Source organism: Xenorhabdus yunnanensis (assembly GCF_028598805.1).
GTDB classification, from domain to species: domain Bacteria; phylum Pseudomonadota; class Gammaproteobacteria; order Enterobacterales; family Enterobacteriaceae; genus Xenorhabdus; species Xenorhabdus yunnanensis.
In genome coordinates this window covers 37823-59600 of the sequence record NZ_JAQRFI010000016.1, presented here as the reverse complement: position 1 = coordinate 59600, position 21778 = coordinate 37823, and the positions used below count along the sequence as shown (strand labels likewise).

At 47.3% G+C, this 21778-nt stretch carries 17 protein-coding genes and 6 pseudogenes; 8 read left to right on the top strand and 15 right to left on the bottom strand.

Annotation, left to right across the window (positions count from 1 at the left end; genetic code table 11):
- Positions 1-311: 311 nt before the first annotated feature.
- A complete protein-coding gene (locus PSI23_RS08970; protein ID WP_273554769.1) occupies positions 312-1106 on the bottom strand; it encodes a class I SAM-dependent methyltransferase in 795 nt (264 codons plus the stop codon).
- 382 nt (positions 1107-1488) lie between these two features.
- Here PSI23_RS08970 and PSI23_RS08965 point away from each other — a divergent pair, with 382 nt between their 5' ends.
- On the top strand, positions 1489-1611 hold the full coding sequence (locus tag PSI23_RS08965) for a hypothetical protein (protein WP_273554768.1): 123 nt from the start codon (positions 1489-1491) through the stop codon (positions 1609-1611).
- 92 nt (positions 1612-1703) lie between these two features.
- Here the strand turns inward: PSI23_RS08965 and PSI23_RS08960 are convergent, their stop codons facing one another.
- The 7 genes from PSI23_RS08960 to PSI23_RS08930 all read right to left on the bottom strand — a co-directional run bounded on the left by PSI23_RS08960 (position 1704) and on the right by PSI23_RS08930 (position 7946).
- Positions 1704-2462, bottom strand: a complete 759-nt coding sequence (locus PSI23_RS08960) for a TIGR03747 family integrating conjugative element membrane protein (protein ID WP_273554767.1) — start codon at positions 2460-2462, stop codon at positions 1704-1706.
- 9 nt (positions 2463-2471) lie between these two features.
- Positions 2472-4535 carry a type IV conjugative transfer system coupling protein TraD gene (gene traD / locus PSI23_RS08955; protein ID WP_273554766.1) on the bottom strand — a complete coding sequence of 688 codons (2064 nt, stop codon included), beginning with the start codon at positions 4533-4535 and terminating at the stop codon, positions 2472-2474.
- Entirely contained in the window at positions 4532-5071 is a 540-nt protein-coding gene (locus tag PSI23_RS08950) for an integrating conjugative element protein (protein ID WP_273554765.1), read from the bottom strand. Before PSI23_RS08950 ends, traD begins: the two co-directional genes overlap by 4 nt.
- Positions 5047-5745: a TIGR03759 family integrating conjugative element protein gene (locus PSI23_RS08945; RefSeq protein WP_273554797.1), complete on the bottom strand. Its 699-nt coding sequence runs from the start codon at positions 5743-5745 to the stop codon at positions 5047-5049. The genes PSI23_RS08950 and PSI23_RS08945 overlap by 25 nt, the downstream gene beginning before the upstream one ends.
- Entirely contained in the window at positions 5745-6290 is a 546-nt protein-coding gene (pilL2, locus tag PSI23_RS08940) for a PFGI-1 class ICE element type IV pilus protein PilL2 (RefSeq protein ID WP_273554764.1), read from the bottom strand. Before pilL2 ends, PSI23_RS08945 begins: the two co-directional genes overlap by 1 nt.
- A 174-nt stretch (positions 6291-6464) precedes the next feature.
- Positions 6465-6800, bottom strand: a complete 336-nt coding sequence (locus PSI23_RS08935; protein ID WP_273554763.1) for a helix-turn-helix domain-containing protein — start codon at positions 6798-6800, stop codon at positions 6465-6467.
- 285 nt (positions 6801-7085) lie between these two features.
- The gene (locus PSI23_RS08930; protein WP_273554762.1) at positions 7086-7946 is read right to left on the bottom strand and encodes an aminoglycoside 6-adenylyltransferase; all 861 of its coding nucleotides are present in this window, start codon (positions 7944-7946) and stop codon (positions 7086-7088) included.
- Positions 7947-8065: 119 nt separating this feature from the next.
- On the opposite strand from PSI23_RS08930, the gene PSI23_RS08925 reads away from it, so the two are divergent.
- Both PSI23_RS08925 and PSI23_RS08920 read left to right on the top strand, forming a co-directional pair.
- Positions 8066-9157, top strand: a complete 1092-nt coding sequence (locus PSI23_RS08925) for an AAA family ATPase (RefSeq protein ID WP_273554761.1) — start codon at positions 8066-8068, stop codon at positions 9155-9157.
- Positions 9154-9807 carry a DUF4276 family protein gene (locus tag PSI23_RS08920; protein ID WP_273554760.1) on the top strand — a complete coding sequence of 218 codons (654 nt, stop codon included), beginning with the start codon at positions 9154-9156 and terminating at the stop codon, positions 9805-9807. Before PSI23_RS08925 ends, PSI23_RS08920 begins: the two co-directional genes overlap by 4 nt.
- 68 nt (positions 9808-9875) lie before the next feature.
- Here PSI23_RS08920 and ssb read toward each other — a convergent pair.
- The 7 genes and pseudogenes from ssb to PSI23_RS08885 all read right to left on the bottom strand — a co-directional run.
- Positions 9876-10388 (bottom strand): annotated as a pseudogene (ssb, locus tag PSI23_RS08915) (single-stranded DNA-binding protein).
- A 16-nt stretch (positions 10389-10404) separates the two neighbouring features.
- Complete coding sequence (locus PSI23_RS08910) at positions 10405-10614, bottom strand: hypothetical protein (RefSeq protein WP_273554759.1); 210 nt, start codon at positions 10612-10614, stop codon at positions 10405-10407.
- A 76-nt stretch (positions 10615-10690) separates the two neighbouring features.
- Positions 10691-10918: pseudogene (locus tag PSI23_RS08905) on the bottom strand (DUF3577 domain-containing protein); the annotation flags it as partial.
- A 70-nt stretch (positions 10919-10988) separates the two neighbouring features.
- A pseudogene (ltrA, locus tag PSI23_RS08900) lies at positions 10989-12671 on the bottom strand (group II intron reverse transcriptase/maturase).
- A 614-nt stretch (positions 12672-13285) separates the two neighbouring features.
- Positions 13286-13525 (bottom strand): annotated as a pseudogene (locus tag PSI23_RS08895) (DUF3577 domain-containing protein); the annotation flags it as partial.
- 46 nt (positions 13526-13571) lie between these two features.
- Positions 13572-13805, bottom strand: coding sequence for a hypothetical protein (locus PSI23_RS08890; protein WP_273554758.1), 234 nt, complete (start codon positions 13803-13805; stop codon positions 13572-13574).
- 31 nt (positions 13806-13836) lie between these two features.
- Positions 13837-14757, bottom strand: a pseudogene (locus PSI23_RS08885) (DNA topoisomerase); the annotation flags it as partial.
- 182 nt (positions 14758-14939) lie between these two features.
- Here PSI23_RS08885 and PSI23_RS08880 point away from each other — a divergent pair.
- From PSI23_RS08880 to PSI23_RS08865, 5 genes and pseudogenes are all read left to right on the top strand, one after another.
- Positions 14940-16211: a tyrosine-type recombinase/integrase gene (locus tag PSI23_RS08880; protein WP_273554757.1), complete on the top strand. Its 1272-nt coding sequence runs from the start codon at positions 14940-14942 to the stop codon at positions 16209-16211.
- A gap of 139 nt (positions 16212-16350) precedes the next feature.
- Positions 16351-16557 carry a helix-turn-helix transcriptional regulator gene (locus tag PSI23_RS08875; RefSeq protein ID WP_273554756.1) on the top strand — a complete coding sequence of 69 codons (207 nt, stop codon included), beginning with the start codon at positions 16351-16353 and terminating at the stop codon, positions 16555-16557.
- A gap of 110 nt (positions 16558-16667) precedes the next feature.
- Positions 16668-16934: pseudogene (locus PSI23_RS23195) on the top strand (primase-helicase zinc-binding domain-containing protein); the annotation flags it as partial.
- A gap of 156 nt (positions 16935-17090) precedes the next feature.
- Entirely contained in the window at positions 17091-18770 is a 1680-nt protein-coding gene (locus PSI23_RS08870) for an AAA family ATPase (RefSeq protein WP_373567310.1), read from the top strand.
- Positions 18771-19572: 802 nt separating this feature from the next.
- Positions 19573-21708, top strand: coding sequence for a type I secretion system permease/ATPase (locus PSI23_RS08865; protein ID WP_273554754.1), 2136 nt, complete (start codon positions 19573-19575; stop codon positions 21706-21708).
- The last annotated feature ends 70 nt before the right edge of the window (positions 21709-21778 follow it).

Below are 21778 nucleotides of genomic sequence, written 5' to 3'. Positions count from 1 at the left end.
ACCATTCCCGCCTATATTGGGATCCCCCAGACTTTCATCAAATGCAAAATAAAACTCGCTCAAGTCATTTATAAGATTTAAACCTTTTTTGTTTTTGCTGATAAGGATTGTAAGCTAAAATTGTCCAAAGATTTTAGATGCCTAATTTAAGGCTTCGTACATAGCATCTGGGGCTATCTCTTTCTCTTCACTAATGAAAGGCATAATGACGATTGTCTTGAAAATAATTGATCTGCCTATTGAATTTACTTAGCCAAAGACTAACCTCCAACCTCCAGTGATAGACTGAAGCCTTGCATTTTGAAAAATGGTCACGCATGTAACGTGTTGGTTTTTTTCCTCCCCCAGACGGCGATATTCCCCCCTCCAAATGCCCAAAAATCAGGTGAGTTGAGTAGCTGTAAACCCTGTTCAAACATGTCCAAAGATAATGATGATTCTGTCAGCATTTTTTCACGTATTTGTTCCGCAGTTAATTCAAAGAATTTCGCTGCCGCCCCCCCACCTTGAATGACAGGAAATTCGCCTTCTCCTCCAACTTGCGTCAGTTCCGTTGTGGCAATAATTTCTGGTAGGTTACGCATCCAGAAGCCGTCTCTTCCGGATGGTGTGGCGACTGAATTAACTAAAGCTGTCATGAACTCACGATATACAGCAGATGACGAAGTATTTATTGGGAAAAAGTCAACATCTTCTAATAGTAATATTCCAGAAGGACGAAGCGCATCAATCATCCGTTGAATAATACATTCCAGATTTGATGGTAAATGATAAAGAACCCAACGAGCATGGATAAAATCAAACGATGAGCATGGTAGCGCCGACTTTAGAATATCATGCTCCCATACTTCAAGATTTGGGAGCTCGATATGATCGAGTAATGTTGTATTGATATCCGTTGCCACCACACTGCCGCTAGCTCCAACATACTTACATAACCATTTAGCTATTGAACCATTTCCAGCGCCAATCTCCAGACAACGAGAGCCTTGGCCAAGGTCGAGCATTTTTATACGACGCTGAGTCAGGGGATCTAATTGTTGTTCTAATAACGATAAACGATGGCTAGCCTGTTTATAAGAATTATCTAATCTATAATTTGGCATAAGTAACATCCAATATTGTGTGTGAGTATTATTTTATCGAGAAGAAAAATAACTTAATTATTTCAAATAGTAATATTATAATTTGATGAGCCTTAATCTTTTTTGAGGCCTTGGATATAAAATGTTTTGAACAACCAAATTAACAATATATATCCTATGGATTTCAGGATTGATTATTGGGGGGATTCACGCAAAAATTTACTTTTTTTGCGAAAAAATCAAAGAAAAATCTGACAACCATGTTAACAAATACCGCACTGTTGAATCATTAAGTGATAAATATGATAAAATGAAAATGGATGGACGGTTTCAGCTTACCCCCCTCCCCTGATTGCCTATCATTCATCACAAAAAATAATATCTGTGTAAATTAACAGCCCCTATGGCAATACTGGGAACCACAGTAACTTTATCCTATGCAGCAGCTAACGGCGATATCACTGCAACTCAAGCAGAAATCGAACTTTCTGCCATCATCATTGCGATGGTTGAAAGCAGTCTTTGACTGCCAGACTGACGCGCCGCGGTGCGGCTTGTCTGCTGACGATGGCATACAAAACAAAACCCGTTTTGTATGCCATCGTACAGCGTCGTGCGCTATAAATACTTTTTAAACATTGATGTGGTGATCACCACCGCCATCCCCAGCAACAGTGCCGCTGGCAGCAATATCACGGTAGGGTGCATCACATCCGGCCACGATAAATACAGCACACAGGGAATGATGCAGGCAGGTTTAATGCCCCGCTTAGCATGATGGTAAACAAAACTCGATTCATAGCCTGCGCCATACCGGCGTAAGTCCCGTCGCCCCAGCCCGTCAACCAGCGCGACCAAAAACACCATCACAAACAGCGGAACGGACAGCACCAGAATCGCCAGCCGGATCAGCGTCACCATCGTGATAAACACGGTAGCCAGCGCATATTCCCGCAAATAACCCGATATGCTATGTAATACCGTATTGAATTCACGCATAAAATCATTGCGGCTATTAAGCTGAGAGTGCGATTGTCCCTGTATCCAGTACATAAAACCACTGTCAACAAACAGCCATTGATAGGTCTGTACCAGCCAATCAGAAACCGTTTGTGAAGGTTCTGACAACAACAGACTCCGGGTAAATTCCGTGGATAAAAATTGCAGCTCGGTTTTCATCATCGTCTGGCTGTGAGCAGCCCCCTCATCCGGCCAGAAAAAAGCCATACCAAGGTATTCCAGTAACAGACTGAACAGCCACGACATCACAATAAAGCCAATGAGCTGCCACGGCCATTCCCATAACACACGATATAGCAACCCATGCTTACGGGGTGGTTGGGAAGGCTGACGGGATAGGTTTTCTGACGGTGCCATGACGTGAAATCACCCTTTCTCTTCCCACCAATTTTCACTGGTACGATAGTGCCGCCGCATATGCTCAGCGATGTTCTGCAAACTCGCCGGCATCAGGGCATCATTGTCATCGCCGGTGGGCAGAGGCATGCGAATTTTCCACAACTGCCCGCCCTCCAATAAGGCGAATGCCTGCCCTTTCGGCAGGTTAATCATTTCAGCCGGCGTCACCAGCGGCGTTTTGACTGTGCCGACCCTGTCCTGTGTGGATGAGGTAAAATCCTGCCCCTGTTCAACATCAGCGATATCAGTGTGCCCTGAGACCAGCGTTTTGCTGTAGATTTCCACTTCGGGCAACTGACTGGTGAGCAGCTCTGCCGTCCGGTTATCCCGTACCCGCAGCATAATCAGGGTATTGAAGTTACCAATCACCTGCGCGGTTTTGGCCGGGCTGCCGATACGGGCTTCAATATCCGAGGAGGTCTGGGTATAGGCAGTGACCTGCATACCGGCCCCACCACCTTTATTGATCAGCGGGATAAACTCATCCCCCATCAGTTCATTGAATTCGTCACAATGCAGGTTAATCGCCAATTTCCCGTCCTGGCGCACCGGCAACCCTGCATTCATGCCATATTTATAAATCTGCCCGGCCACACTGACCAAATCCGCAAACATGCTGTTGCCCACCGCCGAGGCCACATCACTGTCAGACAACGCATCCAGCCCGATATAGACAATGCCATTCTTGCGGATCACCTGTTCCCAATCGAAAATCGGGCGTAAATCGGCCATATTGAGATAATCCGGTGATAACAGTTCTGAGATTTTTCCCGTGGTCAGTTTTTCCAGCAGGGGCAGCAACGAGGCGACAATTTTATCAAAATAGGTGCGGTCATAACGCACGGCAGAGCGTAACCCGTCCAGAATCGGGTCGTAGAGTTGTTTACCCGCGTCTGAACTCAACGCGACTTCCATTGCCCACAGCCGAAACGCATCCGGCTGCCCCTGCATATTGCGCGGGATATCTTTTTCTTTCAGCTTGCCAAGGGATTGATTGATTTGTTCCAGCAGGGTGGGCTGCCTGTCTTCCATCACTTTAGTGGCATACAGCTGATACAGTTCGCTGATATTATTGACGTAACGCGTGATAAGCGTGTAATCCGGCCGGTGCCCCAGTGCCACCAACGCACGGGCGACAATATTGACGAACCGCCAGGCAAACTCCCGGAACGCCGCACTGTTGCCTTCGCCACTCAATTGCCCCGCCAGACGGGAAGCAACTTCCGATACCCGACCAAACCGCCCGACCGCATTATAACGTGCCGAAATTTCCGGCCAGCCCAGATGAAAGAGGGACAGTTCACTGCCACGGCCTGCCCGGTGGGCTTCTGCCCAGATGCGTCTTAACAGGTCAGCGTCACCTTTGGGATCAAAGACAATCACCACTTCACCGCGCCGGATATCCTGGGTTATCAGCAATTCGGCCAGCCGGGTTTTTCCCACGCGAGTCGTCCCCATTACCAGGGTATGCCCGACGCGCTCACGCAGATCCATAAACACTTCGGCTTCCTGCGGTTCAATACCGTGGATCATAGGATTGCCCCCAACCGGAGGCAATGGTCGCACCGGATTTAACGGGGAATCTTTACGCAACAGATTTGACAATGCCGGCCAACGGTATTCGGTTCGATGCTCCAGTAAACGGGCAAACTGATAAACCTTAGAGGGTTGCACAAATCGTTCTACTTCCGGTCGCCGGGTATCCTGCAAACGCTGGGTATGCTTCTGCTGCCAGCGAAAACCCCGGCCCAGAAACAAGCGCTGATGACTGACGGGAATGTGTCTGGTGCTCATCTGGTAACGCGGTAAACGGCTCAGATTTCGGCGATAGCGGATAACCTGAATGCCCTGCCATGTGCGTATTATCGCTAATACAGTAAAACTCCCGGCCATCACATAGCTGACCGAGGGAGTAAGTGCAATCGCCCACGGTGCCCGGAGGCAGATAAATGCGGCGACGGCAGAGACCACCGCGGTATTCAGTTCCACCGCCGGGCGTAGCAGGGCTTCAACCACATAACGGCGGCTCATGGTGAGGGCTGCTGAGAAAGTTGAGTGTCGGTGATCAACACGGGGTAATGTTGCAGTTGCAATCGGCGGGCCAGTTCTGTGCCGGAGGCCGGTGACAGAAGTAACCCCGGAGCCAAAGCACGCAGTGCCTGTAAGCCCGCCATTTCCCTGACATTGACGACCAGCCCCACCGCATGCAATTTTGCCAATATAGTAGCATGCTGGCTTAGCCACTGGCGCGAGTCGGGATCATCGCCTATCAGAAATAACGCCCCAATTCCCGGCAGTTGCAGTGGGCGGCGGATGACTTTCCCCGGTGTCAGTTCCGGTGTGTTGACCGGTAACATGGCGGCTTCACCTGATTTTTCGGGTAAAGAAGAGGGTGGTAATGCAGAAACAGCATCCGCTTGAGCATGAATACCTTCATAAAAAGGCGAGGCATCTTTGCCGCCTAAATCGGCAATCACATTCAGTTCGGCCTGGCAGGTAGTCATCCATAACAGGCCGATAATGGGGAATACGCTCAACCGTTTCATTGTAATGACGTGACCTGCCATCCTTGATCTCCTTGTCGCAGCAATACCGGCATCAGCCCTTTACCAAACCGGAACCAGTAACCCGCATCATGATTCAGGGTAATTTGCCGGTTGCGTACCCGTTCAACGGGAATGTGATGGGCTTTAGCCCACTGCCGCAGCGTGTCGTCATTGCCCCGACTGTCGACCAGATAGATATCAACGGGTTGCTTTGCAGCCAGCACTTCGGCCAAACGGGTTTCACATTGCGGGCAATCTTTGGCTCTGACAAACAATGCCAGCCGACCATTTACTTCATGCGATTTTTCCATATTGACCGGCAAGACATCAGGAAACAGCCGCTGCCAGGCAGCATCCACTTCCCGCTGGAAACGCAGCTCTTTTTCGGTACGGGCAAACTCTGACTTAACCCACTGTTCAGCATAACGGCGGCGCTCGGTATCATTTTCGGCTTCAATACCTAATGTCGTCAACGGATCAAGCCCCGGCGACTGGATACCCCGTGGCCCGTTCATCAGGTGCTGATAACGCTGATATTCATCGGCACTTAACTTCCACTGTTCAGCCGGGCTTTTCAGGGATTGCAGCTGGCTTTCTGTCATTTGCGTCTGCTGTGAAGCTAACGGTGCCGATGTGGCTGCCCAGACCGAACTGCTAAGCAACCATGCCAACAGACTGAACTGGTGTAATTTCATCAACGTCCGTCTCCCTGCTGCGGTTGTTTAGCCGGAACCGGAAGTTGATAACCCTGTCGCAAATGGTGGCAAACGACACGTTTCACCTCATCCACTTCCAGTTGCCAGGCCGGACCTGCCATCACCTGCAACGCAGTGCGTAACCTGACAGGGCCTAACTGAGCGTGCACTGATGGCAGCGGTTGGCGATATAAAATGTCATTCTTCTTGTCAGGCACACAGAGTGCGTATCCGGATTGACGTAATACATAACGCATCGCATCGGCAACAGTGGGATTCTGGGAAGCGGGAATCTGGATATCAATCAGTTGGGAAAGTGGATCACGCTGGGCTTCTGTCGGGTTGGTACTCACCAATAAATAACGCCCGTAGCGGACGACTTCAGGTATTTGCTGATAAATATCCGGAGAAACAGATTGGATGTTTCGTGTCAGTGTAACGGAAGAAAAGCTATTTTGAGAAGGCTGAGGTAGCGGTTGCTTTACTGGAACGGTACATCCCGCCAGTGTGACCGCGATTAAGCCGATTAACACAGTTATTTTCATGCCAAATAGGTTCCTGCTCAGTCGTAAAATAATCCTGACTATGCAAGGAACCCTGTGATGTATTCAATGAACAACTCAACTGTGTTTGCTGAAAATAAAAATGCTGAAACAAACAATAATGAATAAACCCTGAAAAATATTATCGCACTAAACTTTATGGTTTATATCAGAGTATTATTCAGCAACTGGCTGATCTTCGTCGACCGACTGACACTCATCAGACAGTTGGCATTCATCAACCGACTGACATTCTGTAACCTGCTGACGTACTCTGCGCTCAATCAGATTACCACGCGGGTCAAAATAACGGCTGGGCCAGATTTCAGCGGGGTCCATTTCCAAACGGGTGGCGATAATCCATTCCCCTTTCGGCCATGGGCGGGATAGTGTATTTGCCAGTGTGGAAGAACTGAGTCCCGATTCACGGGATAAAGCGGCGAGTGTGGTACCACGCTTGCGTAATGCACAAATAATTTCGGCTGGGTGCCAGTCTTGTTGAGTGTTAATCATACCTGCGTCCCCTTCTGTTGATTATTGGTGGTGGTTCAGACAGGGATCTCACTACCGGGAGTAACCTTCCGGCGAGGCCGAAGCCTCCCCTGCCTGAACCGCCATTGAAAGGGCGATAACAGGCGCACTGGCAGAAAATTCCTACCAGTGGGTTACTCTTAGCAAGGGTGAGATTCCTTGACTATCGAATTTTGCCGATAGCGTTTTTACTTTAACGAATTACGTTATCTAATTCAATAATCGAACGTGTTAGTTTAACAAGTAAATAAAATATATTCAGAATATTCAAAGTATATGCTGTGACAAAACCTTTCTGTTCAGTTCGGTTATGCGGGTTTCACACTCCTGCGGATAATCGAAACCAATAATTTGGGCAACTTCCCGTCCCAAACGCCCATATAGTTGAGTCGTTGCTTCAAATGCGCGTAGTGCATCAGATGTGTCAAACCGTCCGAAGGTGTTTTGCAATTCAGTCCACGTTTGCGAATCAGTCCATTCCTTTAAATGCAAGCCATTATGCCATAGATCTATCGACTCATTATTTCGAGCAAGTGCATGCCATTCCAACATACACATCAAGAGTTCTTTCATCGTGTTATCACGAAATTTAACCAACCAGAGTTCCCCGCGAGACAAATATTTAGGTATGTGGAAAGCTTCAAACCAAAATTCTTCAACTGAAGTTTTGAATTCGTACTGTGATGGAAGCTGTCTCACTGGAAATCCGTATGTTGAAACAGGAAGCACTTGGGTAATCGACGTTCTGTCGAATAGTACTCTATACCCTCGTTCATAGAGTTCATCAAGAATTCCACTCTCTGCCATGTGGTGAATACGATCAATACCCGCCAAGGTGAAATCGATTTTTACGCCATTGTTATAAATGGCAAGACGTGTGGCCCATGCTTGATGTTCATCTGGATCAAGACGAAGCACAGTAATCAGTTCACCAAATTCATGCATCCACTGATCATCTTTCATCAGTGATTTTGGGTCGGATACAATGATTTCAATATCAATATCCGAAAGGTCATCACTGGAATTATCTTTTCGGGCCAGAGAACCAGTCTGAATCAGTGCCTGAACGTTGTCTGCATTCTCCGCCCATTTGATAATGGCTTTCAGACAATTATCCCGCGATTGCATATTACTTACTCCATTTCACTAAAAAAGGACGCAAAGCCAGCGACCAAGACAATACTTATTTTATTGTTTACCTTAAGATAGTGCACAATTGAGTCACATGATGCTGAAAAGGCAAAATTATGAAACCAATAACTAATAATGACCACTTAAGCAGAATTAAGATAACAGGCTACAAATCTATCGCAAAATGTGATTTACCAATGGGAAGCCTGAATGTCCTTATTGGGGCCAATGGTGCCGGAAAATCCAATTTCATCAGTTTCTTTCGTTTGTCCTCCGTACTACTCAATCAGCGCCTACAATCTCTTGTTGGCAGAATGGGTGGCCCCGACACCCTGTTGCATTTTGGTCGTAAAAAAACCGAGTTTATGAGTGCCGAACTTTCTTTTGGCCACAATGGTTATAAATTTGAACTGGAACCGACTAATGATAACCGCATGATGTTCCGCCATGAATCACGCTTTTGCGACAGTAATAGAGAGTATGATATTGGTGCCGGACATTTTGAATCTCAGGTTAATCAGAATCACACGAACCTTGAAAATGACACATTGCCGATCACACTTCGTTGGCGGGTATATCATTTTCACGACACGAGTGACAGTGCCAAAGTTAAACAGACCCACCGGATTAATGATAATGATTATCTGCGGGAAGATGGGGCTAATTTAGCGGCATTTCTGTATCGCTTGCAAAAACATCATCAGCAACATTACACCCGCATTATTAAAACCATTCAGATGGTTGCACCTTTTTTTGGTGATTTTTACTTGCGGCCCACGCCGGATAATACCGACTATATTCAGCTTGAATGGACAGAGAAAGAACAAGACATTCCTTTTAAAGCCAGTGAATTATCTGACGGCACGTTGCGTTTTATTTTATTAACAACGGTGCTGCTACAGCCCGAAGATTACATGCTCGACTCGATTATTATTGATGAGCCAGAGCTGGGACTCCATCCTTATGCGATCAACGTACTGGCCGGGCTGATTAAAAATGCCAGTAATCAACACCAACTGATTATTTCTACTCAGTCAGTTGAGCTGGTCAATCAGTTTGATGCTGATGACCTGATTGTGGTCGACAAACAACAAGGCGCTTCCACTTTTAAGCGACTGGATAATGAAACCCTGTCCGAATGGCTTGAGGACTATAGCTTGGGTGAATTATGGAAGAAAAACTTACTCGGCGGGAGACCACAGCGATGATCCGTATCAACGTTTTTGTAGAAGGACAGACGGAAGAAACTTTCGTGCGGGATGTGCTGGCCCCTTATTTTTTTGCACAACAGATCTATCTGACCCCCATATTAGCTCAGACAAGTTCCAGCCAGAAAGGTGGGATCACGAGTTATGGCAAAGTAAAACACCAAATTACCCGTTTATGCCGACAAGATCCTAGTGCATTCGTCACCACACTTATCGACTACTACGGTTTGCCGACCGATTTCCCTGACTATAACATCCAACGGGATAATGCTGCCAACGAACGGGTAGTACAGCTGGAGCAGGCTTTTGCAAATGATATCGGGCAGGCTAATTTTATTCCCAATCTGTTATTGCATGAATTTGAAGCCTTACTATTCTGCCAACCCGAAAAATTTGCTGACTGGCTTGATGACAATGCACCGATTGCCGCACTACAGGCTATCAAAGATGAATTTGATACGCCTGAAGATATCAACAACAACCCACAGACAGCGCCATCTAAACGCATTTTGGCAATCATTCCCAATTATCATAAAACCTTACATGGCCCACTAATCGTTGGTGATATTGGTTTAGATACCATTCGTTCCCAGTGCCCACATTTCAGTCAGTGGCTAAATAAGCTGACCACACTGGTAACTCGTATTTAAACAAACCACATGATGTTACCAAAAAATAAGAATAGGCCCTGTGATAACAGGGCAATAGTTTAAACAGCTCAAAAAGGGATCTCCGAATCCCAATCGGTATCCTCTTCTTCCAGTAAAACAGAAGGTTGTACCGTTTGCATATTTTTTCTCTCCTTACTGATGGGTTTAGAAGGTGGTTGCTTCTGTGCGGGTTGATGCCCTGCCTGTTGTGCAGTCGTATTCTTTGCATCACCACGGCTGCCCAGCATCTGCATCGTGCCGTTCACATTGACCACCACTTCGGTTGAATAGCGATCCTGTCCCTGATTATCCTGCCACTTGCGTGTTTGCAACTGGCCTTCAATGTACACCTAAGCACCTTTTTGCAGATACTCCGCCGCAATTTCTGCTAACTTGCCGAAGATCACTACCCGGTGCCATTCGGTTTTTTCCCGAGTTTCGCCGGTTTGTTTATCCCGCCAACTGTCTGACGTCGCCAGTGACAGCGTTGCGACCGTACCACCCGTTGGCAGGTAACGGATTTCCGGATCTTGTCCCAGATGACCCAATAAAATAACTTTGTTCACACCGCGCGAAGATATCTCCATTTCCTCCTGATTATACTGACTGACGCTGCGTCCAGCACCCTTGTTTCAGGGCAAATTCCGCCTGTTCACGGTGGACAAAATATTCCACTGACTCACGGGAGCAGGGTTCCCCCTCATCCAGTGTGCCGATATAAAATCCTGCCCGGCTTCGCAACACGGTTAACGGTAACTGCTTATGGCAATATTGCAGTGCCAGAACACCAATTGGTGTAATATTCATCTCTGTATCCTGTTGCCTTTGATAATAAAAGGACTGCCCTGAAACATCAGGGCAAGTCGGTGGGATAAAAGGAATATCAGAATGAATTTTCTGCATATTCGGTTTGCGCGACCCCGTTCTGTGGGGGCGTCGAGTCGGATTGTTCGGCCTGATACACTTTGTCCTGGCCGATTTTAATCCAGTCCACCTTGATCAAACGGGCTTTCAGGCTGACGCGCTGTTCACCGGCATGATCGCCGCGTTTCAGGGTAAAAATATCGGTGGAGGGATTGCTTAAGGTAAAACCCAACAATACTTTTTTGTCGGGTAGCAGCAACACATTACTGTGCCACCGCCCCCTAAGAACGGTACGTGCAAGTTTCCCTGCATACCGCTCAAGCCTTTATAAATTCTCGCTTGGGAGAACCAGCTTCATTTGCATGCAACTTTCGATGGCAATTGGGGTGTAATAGAACCAGGTTATCCAGTCCGTCTCCTCCGCCTGAGATCTTTTTGATCTTATGGTGGACATGCCACCCTGTTTCCAAGGTGAAACGTTGCCCACACATCGGGCAGATTTGACTCTGGTTTCGCCAGATGGCTATTACTTTGTTCTTACCTCATTGAGTTTCAAGCCATTTAGCGTCTTGTCTTCTTTCAAAGTAAGATTCCCATTGCTCGTCATACGGATGTGCTTCGCTAACGATTTTAATGTGTCTTCTGATAGGGGTAGATGATGCACGCAGCAACTCATACCCTTTTCCCATTGGATCTATTCCGAAGAATACCCAGTTTCGCATTCCTCTTGATTTGAGATACTTACTGCGTATCCATCGTTTACTCTTATTGGGATGTCTTCTTACACACCACTGCCAGATTTTCTTCCAGATCTGATAATCCACATAGTTGAATCTTTCCTTGGATGCGACATGCTTGTGATAGTTAGTCCAGCCTCTGATAACGGGATTTAACTTAGCTATTAACATCCATGTAGGTGCCGTTTTGTTTTCATCTAAAATGATTTTGATCTTTTTCAGCAGATTATCAGTACTTTTTCGAGAAGGCTTAATAATCAGTTTATTCCCATATTTCCTGATATTCTGCCCGAGGAAGTCGAAACCTTCGTCTATGTTGGTGACCACCGTTTTTTCGCGTGAAAGCTCTAGTCCTCTTTGTTTCATAAAGGAAACAACTAAAGGCTTGACTTCTTCCAGTAGGATCTCTTTCGAGCATCCTGTGACCACGAAATCATCAGCGTACCTGACATATTTGACTTTGTTTCTGTTATTCTGACGAGAATTCAGTTTCCCGAAGGCTTTTCTCAGTGTTTTCTCCATTCCGTCCAGTGCCATATTGGCTAGAACGGGGGAGATGATCCCACCTTGAGGAGTTCCTGCTATCGTCGAGTGAACATTTCCGCCTTCCATATATCCGGCTTTCAGCCACTTATGAAGTATCTGCTTGTCCATCGGAATATTGGCAAGCAGCCATTCATGGCTGATGTTATCGAAGCAACCTTTGATATCGCCTTCCAGAATCCAGCGAGCTGCATTTTTCCTTGAACATACTCTAAAAATTTGTTCAATTGCATCCGCCGTTCCCCTTGAAGGCCGGAAACCATAGCTATTATGGTCTGCATGACTTTCGGATATCGGTTCGAGAGCCAGAAGGTATAATGCCTGCATTGCCCTGTCCTTTATCGTTGGTATGCCCAGAGGGCGTTGCTTCCCATTCGCTTTGGGAATGTAAACCCGCTTGAGTGGAGAAGGTTTATAACCTCTTCTTTTCAACTGAGTTATTGCTTCCCATTTTGTTTCCGGTGTATTCCAAGTTTTTCCGTCAACGCCCGGGGTATTTTTCCCCGTATTTTCGGTGACTCTCTTAACTGCGATAGCCTTTGCTGAAAATGATCGTGTTAGCATGCGTTGTAATGCTTTGGCCTTACGCCATTGCTTTTTCTGTGAAGCTTTCGCGATCCGTAATTGCAGTCTCTTTACATCTCTATAGCATGAATACCAATCAATGGTATGCCATGTTATGGGACGGGAGACCGCAGATACTTGTTTAAACGTATTCAACTTGCTTGTCTCCTAAATATATTTAGATACTTTGCAGTACAGTTCACGATTAAAGACCTGATGGAAGTCTGCATCCTTTCGGATTGGGGCAAAGTTTGAACCCCTATCTATTCCATTACAGAATAGCGTTCGCTTTCTCCATCTTCCTTTGCCTGCACTTCCATCGGCTTACCTCGCGGCTCGCTTTGCCTTGTGGGCGAAAATACAGGTTTACCAAGTTCCGCTTAATACACAAATAGTTGGGTTAGGTTCTGTCTATCCACCGGAAGCCATATGTCCATGCATTTTCAGAGGATAGGAAAATGACCGGCTTCATACCTTTTGGTTTGAGCTTGTCAGCATCTTTAGCTCATTGGTCGTCACGATGTTTACCAACAGTTCGCATATGCTAACCATACCAACCAGCCTAGCTCCCCTCCGCATTGATGCTCGCAGATCATAGTTAATCCTCACGGTTAACTATGGCTATTCGCAGGGCTACATTGTCTCGGAAGCTTCAGACCGAACAGTTACCCGTACCGCCTGTCCCGATAGGCTACAGTTGATGGAACAACTGGTTCTATACAGAAATTGATTACTGTTAGAACAATGCATTAAGCGACTTCTTGTCGCACATCCTCATCCACCGCTTTCTGGCAACGACCCACCAGACTGGTCGTTTCTTTACCGACCACCGTGATATCAAAACGCACATAGGTCGGATTATCACTGGGGCCATTTAACGCATTGATCACACAGCTCAGGAACGTGCCACTGGCGGTGCTGACATGGCGGATATTATTCAGGTAGCCCAGTCCTTTGATATTCAGGTTGAAATAGTCGTTTTTGGTTAAGGCTGTGGTGTTCTCAGACATACGATGTTCTCCATGGAGGTAAAAATACGGTGTGACGGAGAAAATCCTATCCCTGACGGGAAGAGTTTTCCCGCCGGGTGTCAGACATAGACGTTGCTGACGTTCTGATAAAGAATAAAAAAACCTTAATTGCCGTTGAACCGACAATATCTGCTTCCAAAGGGGTGCAGATGTACCGCATTAATGCGCTCCCTTTCAGGCTACGGGAGTTTGGCAGCCACCCGGAGGCGATCGTTGCAGGCTCATCGATCTTCAGGAAACAGGCTGATTCTTCAGGCATCTCGTCAGCGCGTCAAACAACAACCAGATCTTCATGCGTTCTGATTTTTCCGCCGGGCTTTACGCGATTGGGCTACCGCTTTGTCATTCAGCATCCCCTTGCAGGCCGGATAGTTTACACAGCCCCAGAACGGCGCGGTTTTTCCCTGCCGTTGCCGCATCCGGCCGCCACAGTTCGGGCATTCGGGTGTTTTCGGCAACGTCAGATGCAGCGGCTGAGCCTTGCCGCGCTCGACTAAATGCAAAAGCCACTGCGCCTGTTTTTGCATAAAAACCGCCAGCGACGCTTTGCCCTGTGCAATATCTTCCAGCGATTGTTCCCATAACGCGGTCATACCCGGATCGGTCAGTACCGCCGGCAGCCCGGCAATCAGTTCCTGCGCCAGCGGCGTCGCGTGGATCGCTTTCTTTTTTCGCTCAATCAGCTGGCGTTTAAACAACGTATCCAGAATTCCGGCCCGGGTCGCTTCTGTACCCAGCCCGGCACTTTCTCGCAAGACTTGCTTTAATTGCGGATCACTGACCAGACTGGCGGCATTTTTCATCGCGGCAATCAGGGTACCTTCAGTAAACGGTGCCGGCGGTTTGGTGTACAGTGACTGAATTTTTGCCTCAATCACCTGACAGCGATCGCCCTGGTTAAGGGCCGGCAGGGGTAAACCGGCTTCCTGCTCGTCTTCCTTTTCATGTTCTCTCGTTCCATCTGCAAACAGTGCCTTCCAGCCTGTGATCACATTCACCCGGCCTTTCACCCGGAATAACTGCCCGCCGATATCCAGTGTTACCGCAGTCACATCGGTTTCCTGCACCGGCAGAAATTGCGCCAGATAATATTGACGGATAAGCTGATAAACCTTTAGCTCATCGGTCGTTAACCGGGTGAGATCAAAAGGATGACGCGTGGGAATAATGGCATGGTGTGCCGTGATTTTTTTGTCATTCCAGACACGGGAACCACTTCAATTTCCAGTGGAGTCTAGCTAAGTAAAATAATTTTCATAAACTCCAATAAAATCAGCATGATTTCTTATCCTTACGTCTAGTTTAGTCTGTTGCAATCAATATGCAGTGCGGGGCATAATCTGGGGCACTTACCGCTCGATGCTTACTATTCGATTACAGAGATGCCCTAATAATGAAATTAAACGCACGACAAGTCGAAACCGCAAAACCCAAAGAAAAAACCTACAAACTTGCCGATGGTGGAGGTCTTTATCTAGAGATCACGTCACGCGGATCCAAATATTGGCGAATGAAGTACCGTCGCCCCACCGATAAAAAAGAAGACCGGATGGCGTTTGGTGTCTATCCCGCCGTGTCACTAGCCGAAGCTCGTACTAAACGCGATGAAGCTAAAAAGCTGATGGCACAGGGCATTGACCCTAAAGCAGAGAAAAAAAGTACATCTTCTCCGACCAAAGTGAATACCTTTGAACAAGTCGCCCGTGCTTGGCATGCCAGTAATAAGCGTTGGGATGAACATTACCGTCAGATAGTACTGCGTAGCCTTGAACAACATATTTTCCCCTGCATTGGCACACGCGATATTACCACATTACGCACTAGCCAACTTTTGGCCCCAGTCAGAGCCATTGATGAACAAGGTAAGCATGACACTGCCCAGCGTTTACGCCAACGCATCACTTCGATTATGCGATACGCCGTCCAGAATGATATTCTGGAATTCAACCCAGCTAACGATATGGCAGGCACACTCACTACTGCAAAATCTCATCATCACCCGGCTCTGCCCCATGAATGTTTGCCTGATCTCATGAAGCGCTTATCTTCCTATCGTGGGCGCTTACTATTCAAGATCTCCGTTGAACTGACATTATTGACATTTGTCCGCTCCAGCGAGCTAAGATTTGCCCGTTGGCAGGAAATCGATCTTGAAAATGCCGTCTGGAAAATTCCTGCCACACGAAAACCCATCAAAGGTGTTCGCTTTTCTGAACGTGGTATGAAAATGAAGACTGATCACATTGTGCCTTTGAGTCACCAAGCGGTTTCACTTATCAAGTCCTTGCACACACTGAGTGGCAACTGTGACGTGATGTTTCCCAGCGCTCATGGTTCCTCGAAAGTCATGAGTGCAAGCACTGTTAACAGAATATTACGCAACATAGGCTACAACACCCAAACCGATGTCTGCGGGCATGGCTTCCGCACAATGGCGCGCGGTGCAATGGGTGAATCCGGTCTGTGGAGCGATGACGCCATCGAACGCCAGCTCAGCCATATCGAACGAAACAACGTGCGGGCAGCCTATATTCACACTTCTAAACATCTGGATGAACGGCGGCTGATGGTGCAATGGTGGGCGGATTATCTGGATGCGAACCGGGAAAAGTCAATCACACCCTATGATTTCGCCAAACCACTGCGCGACAGGAAAAACCGCTAGTACAATTTGCAACCCGTTAATTTTCATCGGGAGAAAAACAATTAACGCTGTTCATTAAGTCTTGCTTTTTAAATAATCCGCCTGTCATCAAACAACGTCCACGATGATATTTCAGGGACTGGGTAACAGGAGAAGTGACATGACAGTGGCAGCATTGAAAACCAACCTGATTCGTTTGCCGGAAGTACAGCGTAGAACAGGCTATAGCAAAGCGTGGATCTACAAACTGATTAGTGATGGGAAATTCCCGAAACAGGTCAAGATTGGCCCACGTTCCGTTGCTTTTATTGAAGCAGAGATTGATGACTGGATTGCCCAGCGTATTGCTGAATCACGGGCGGCATAACACAGAAAAGAAGATGACATAAGAAAAGTAACATAAAAATACAACGCCCCGAAGTGCGGCACACACTGACAGGGCGTTTCATCAACAACCGTTAATTGAGGTAAAAAACGATGGCTGATACACAGCATACCCAAACTCGCCCCAAATTTACAGTTCAAAAAACAGCGGGCAGTCAAAAACCGCTTAATCTTATCCAAACCGTGAAAATCTCGGCTATGTATTCCTGGCAAAATCTGCTGCCCGCTTGTGGTATTGATATCCCCACAAAGGGAAAGCATGGCGCTTGTCCTATTTGCGGTGGTACTGACCGTTTTCACTTTATTGACGATCACCATCACGGCAACTGGCACTGTCGCCAGTGTGACGCGCCGAATTATGGTGATGGACTGGATTTAGTGGCAAGAACCAAAGGGATCTCTGTTACTGAGGCGGCAAAAGTCGTTGCTAATGTATTGGCGCTACCTTTGCCAGCCCCCAAGCCAGCCAAAGAAACCCATCCAACACTACCGATTGCTGAAAGAGTGGCAGCACTGATGGCGCAAACTGTCGCCGGACAATCACCCTATCTGACTGCAAAGGGTCTGAAACACCTTGATCAGCGGCTACTGTTTGATAATTCGACAGTGCTGGTACTGACAGCACTGGATAAAAAAGTCACCGGTGCGCAGATCATTAAACCCAATGGCGAGAAAAAATTCCTTCCCGGCAGCCAGAAAAAAGGCGCGTTTATTGCCGTATCAGCGCTGGAAGCGTTCCCCGACGCGGTGATCATTACCGAAGGTTACGCCACAGCACTCACGGTTATCCAGCTCTATAAGGGTACTGTTCTAGCAGCATTAGATGCAGGTAATTTATCTTCTGTTGCCAAAGCCATTCGGGAACGCTGGCCGGACACCAAAATCATTATTGCCGCAGATAATGACTGGCACCGCCCCGACGAGCTGGATAAGCACGGTAAACCCAAAGTGAATGTCGGCAAGATCTCAGCAGAAAAAGCGGCCCTTGCGGTGAATGGTTGGGTCACGTTACCACCGACAGAACATAAAGCCGATTGGGATGATTATCGCCAGCAATATGGCATTGTGGCAGCAAAGCAGGCATTTTGTGAGGGCTTATTTCAGGTAAGGGAACCGATGAACAGTGACGCAATAGAAACCCGTCGTTATGGCAATGTTGAAAGCATTTACCCTAATCGTAAAACAAAATTACCGTTATCAATCGGCTCAGAAGGCTTTGATGCCCAGCTAGACTACGTGGTTAAAGGTATTATTCCAGCACATTCCTTATGCAGCATTTACGGAGCTAGCGGGTCATATAAAAGTTTTCTGGCAGGCGCATGGGGTTGTCATATTGCCACGGGTAAGCCATGGGCAGGGAAACAGGTTGCTCAGGGTTCTGTGCTGTACGTTGTCGGCGAAGGCGGAATTGGTGTGCCCCGGCGCATCAAAGCATGGGAAATCGTTAATGGTCAGGCAGTTAAAAATATGTATCTGATCAATACGCCAGTCTTTCCGGCCTCGCCTGCCGAAGTGCATGAACTGGTGGTCGCAGCCCAGCAGGTTGAATCTGAAACAGGCGAACCGGTACGCCTGATTATTCTGGACACCTTAGCCCGCTGTTTTGGCGGCGCTGATGAAAATGATTCAAAAGATATGGGCGCGTTTGTCCGGGGCTGTGACGAGCTGAAAGCTAAAACAGGCGCAAGCATTCTCGTGGTTCACCATTCCGGCAAAGATGAAAGCAAAGGCGCAAGAGGTTCCAGTGCCTTTCGTGCGGCGCTGGATGTTGAATATCGGATCAACCGGGAAGGGAAAAAAGGCGGTGCACTGGTTATCACCTGCACCAAAATGAAAGATGCCGAAGAACCGGAAACCAAAGCTTATGACATGCGCGTAGTTGAACTTTTTACCGATAAAGACGGTGAAGAGATTACGTCACTGGCGCTGATTGACAGGCCGCGTGATCCGGTTGAAGAGGAAGACATCGATCATATCGCCAATAAAACTGATAACCACACAGCCTTGTGGCAGTGTATCCGCTCGCGCACTGCTTTGAAAGAACCTTGCAGCATTGCCCTTGTCCGTGATGATTTAAAATCTATGGGCGTGAATGTGAAGAATTTCAGCCGCTGGTTAACCAAGTTAGAACAGGACGGGATGATTACCCGCCACGGGCAGGAACTCACGATTATTAACCAGAACAATAAAGATTAAAAAGTGAGTCAGAAAGTGAGGAACGGTGAGGAGAGGAAATTTATGCTTCACCAAATTCCTCACTTTTTTCGCATATATATGGAAAAAGTGAGGAACATAAAACACGTTGATTTTTAAGGATAAAAAATTATCGATTCCTCACCTGTTTTCACAGTGAGGAAAATAAAAAGTGAGGAGAAAAATGAGGAGCAGGTGAGGAAATATTTTTTCTGGCAGGTGTTTTTCAGCTCTCCGTGCTACCGGGTTAATGTATTAGCCCGGTAGAACGGAGATGACAAGCGCAGCGCGTCAGTTGAAGCAAAACGTAGGGATGACCAGACAATCAGTCTGTCTTCTCTGGCAGATTATGATACAAATGGAATTGCTGAAATGAAAATAATCTTTTATTGAATGCGCCGTGGAACAGGCCAATGCACCTTGTCCCATTCAGAAAAACAGACATCAATACCGCTCAATCCTCCTACCCCCCACTAAAGATAAATTTAATTTATATTGTTGATTTTGAATTCCCTTACCAATATTACATATCTTAATGATTTTATAGTATTTTATAGTATTTTATTTAATTTCAGACGAATGTGCTAAGTGATGGTATTAATGCGTTTATTAAAAGTCAATTAATTATCATTTAGTCACAGTAGACAGTTAAACCTACTGAATATTTTAATTTTCATTCGATATACATAAGTTTTATTGAATATATATGTAACGCTAATTAATAATACCCAATCTGCTGCCACTGCATGACTTAATATTTTTAGTTTGCAAGATAGTCACATACGCAATACGGAAAAAAGAATAAATGAGCACTGAGTCGCCGAATTTTCCCCCGGAACTGGATACCGGACTGATTTGTCTGGCCATGTTGGCCAAGTTTCACAACATAGCCATCTCAATCGAACAACTATCACATGAATTCTCTGCCGCTAATCAAGGTGTGACCCAGCAGGAGCTGCTGCTGGCTGCACGGAAATCGGGGCTGAAAGCCAAGGCTGTGTGCACCACACCTGCCAGACTTGAACACACACCATTACCTGCTATTGCTATTGACCGGAAGGGGAAGTTTTTCATTTTAGCCAAGGTCGATCAGGAACAAGCGTTGATTCAGGATCCGCGTTCAGCTCGCGCTGAAGTTATCAGCTTCGAGGGACTTGAGCAACGTTGGACTGGGCAACTGATACTCGTGCGCTCTGGAAATAGTGTATCTGGTGAATCTTCACGTTTTGATTTCACCTGGTTTATCCCGGCTATCGTCAAATACCGCAAGTTGCTGGGCGAAGTTTTGTTGGGATCTTTTGCCTTGCAGTTGTTTGCCTTGGTGACACCGTTGTTCTTTCAGGTGGTCATGGACAAAGTGCTGGTACACCACGGCCTGACGACATTGGATGTTGTCGCGGCAGGGCTGTTAGGCATTATGCTGTTTGAGTCGGCCTTGAGTGGTCTGCGTAGCTATGTGTTTGCGCATACGACCAGCCGGATTGATGTAGAGTTGGGGTCAGGTCTGTTTCGGCATTTAATCAATTTACCACTGGCGTACTTTCAAGCCAGGCGCGTCGGTGATTCTGTTGCACGTGTACGCGAACTGGAAAACATTCGTAGTTTCCTCACCGGCAATGCCATTACGCTGATGATTGATGTCTTTTTTTCCTTAGTCTTTATTTTGGTCATGCTCTTTTACAGTGGCTGGCTGACCCTCATTGTGTTGGTGTCTTTGCCTCTCTATGCCCTGGTTTCGGCTTTAATAACCCCGCTTTTGCGTAAGCGGTTACAGGACAGCTTCACACGCAACGCTGAAAATCAGGCATTTCTTGTTGAAACAGTAAACGGCATTGATACCCTGAAATCAATGTCGGTTGAACCGCAAATCATCCGTAAATGGGATAACCAGATGGCGGCTTATGTGGCAGCGGGTTTCAAAACCCAGACTTTATCGACGCTCGCTAACGAAAGTGTTTCGCTTATCGGCAAACTTGTCACGGTTGCTACCCTCTGGCTGGGTGCCCGCCTTGTGATAGAAGGGCAACTATCGGTGGGAGAACTGATCGCTTTTAATATGCTGGCTGGCCGTGTCAGCGGCCCTATTATGCGTCTGGCTCAGCTATGGACCAGCTTCCAGCAAACCGGCGTCTCGGTGCAGCGTCTGGGAGACATCCTCAATTCCCATACTGAATTGTCTCAGTCTACACGCAGTACAGTACCGCCGCTTAAAGGGCAGGTTACATTCGAACAGGTGCATTTTCGCTATCGCCCCGATGGCTCTGAGGTGCTGAGTGGCGTCAACCTGAGCATGGGTGCCGGAGAAATTATTGGTGTGGTTGGCCGTTCAGGCTCAGGCAAAAGTACCCTGACTCGCCTGTTGCAGCGGCTCTATGTACCGGAGCGCGGGCGGGTACTGGTCGATGGCATGGATCTGGCATTGGCTGATGTTTCCTCATTGCGCCGGCAGATTGGCGTCGTGTTGCAGGACAATATGCTATTTAACCGCAGCATTCGTGAAAATATTGCCTTGAGCGACCCGGGGACGCCACTCGAAGTGGTTATGCATGCTGCAAAAATGGCAGGAGCCCATGAGTTCATCCTTGAGCTGCCGGAAGGTTACGACACGATAGTGGGTGAACACGGTGCGTCACTTTCGGGCGGTCAACGGCAACGGGTGGCTATTGCCCGCGCTTTGATCGGTGATCCCCGTATTTTGATTTTCGACGAAGCGACTAGTGCATTGGATTACGAATCTGAACGGGTGGTTCAGCAGAACATGCAGAGCATTTGCAAAGGACGTACGGTCATTATTATCGCCCATCGATTGTCAGCAGTGCGCGACGCTCATCGTATCATTGTGATGGAGCGCGGGCAGATCGTTGAACAGGGTGCCCATGCTGAGTTACTGGCGCGTCAGGATGGTCACTATTCACGACTGTACCAAATGCAGCAAGGCTGAAGGCTTCGTCGATGATACTGGCTAGTAACGTTACCAGAAGCAGACGTGATCAAGACAATACACCCCGACT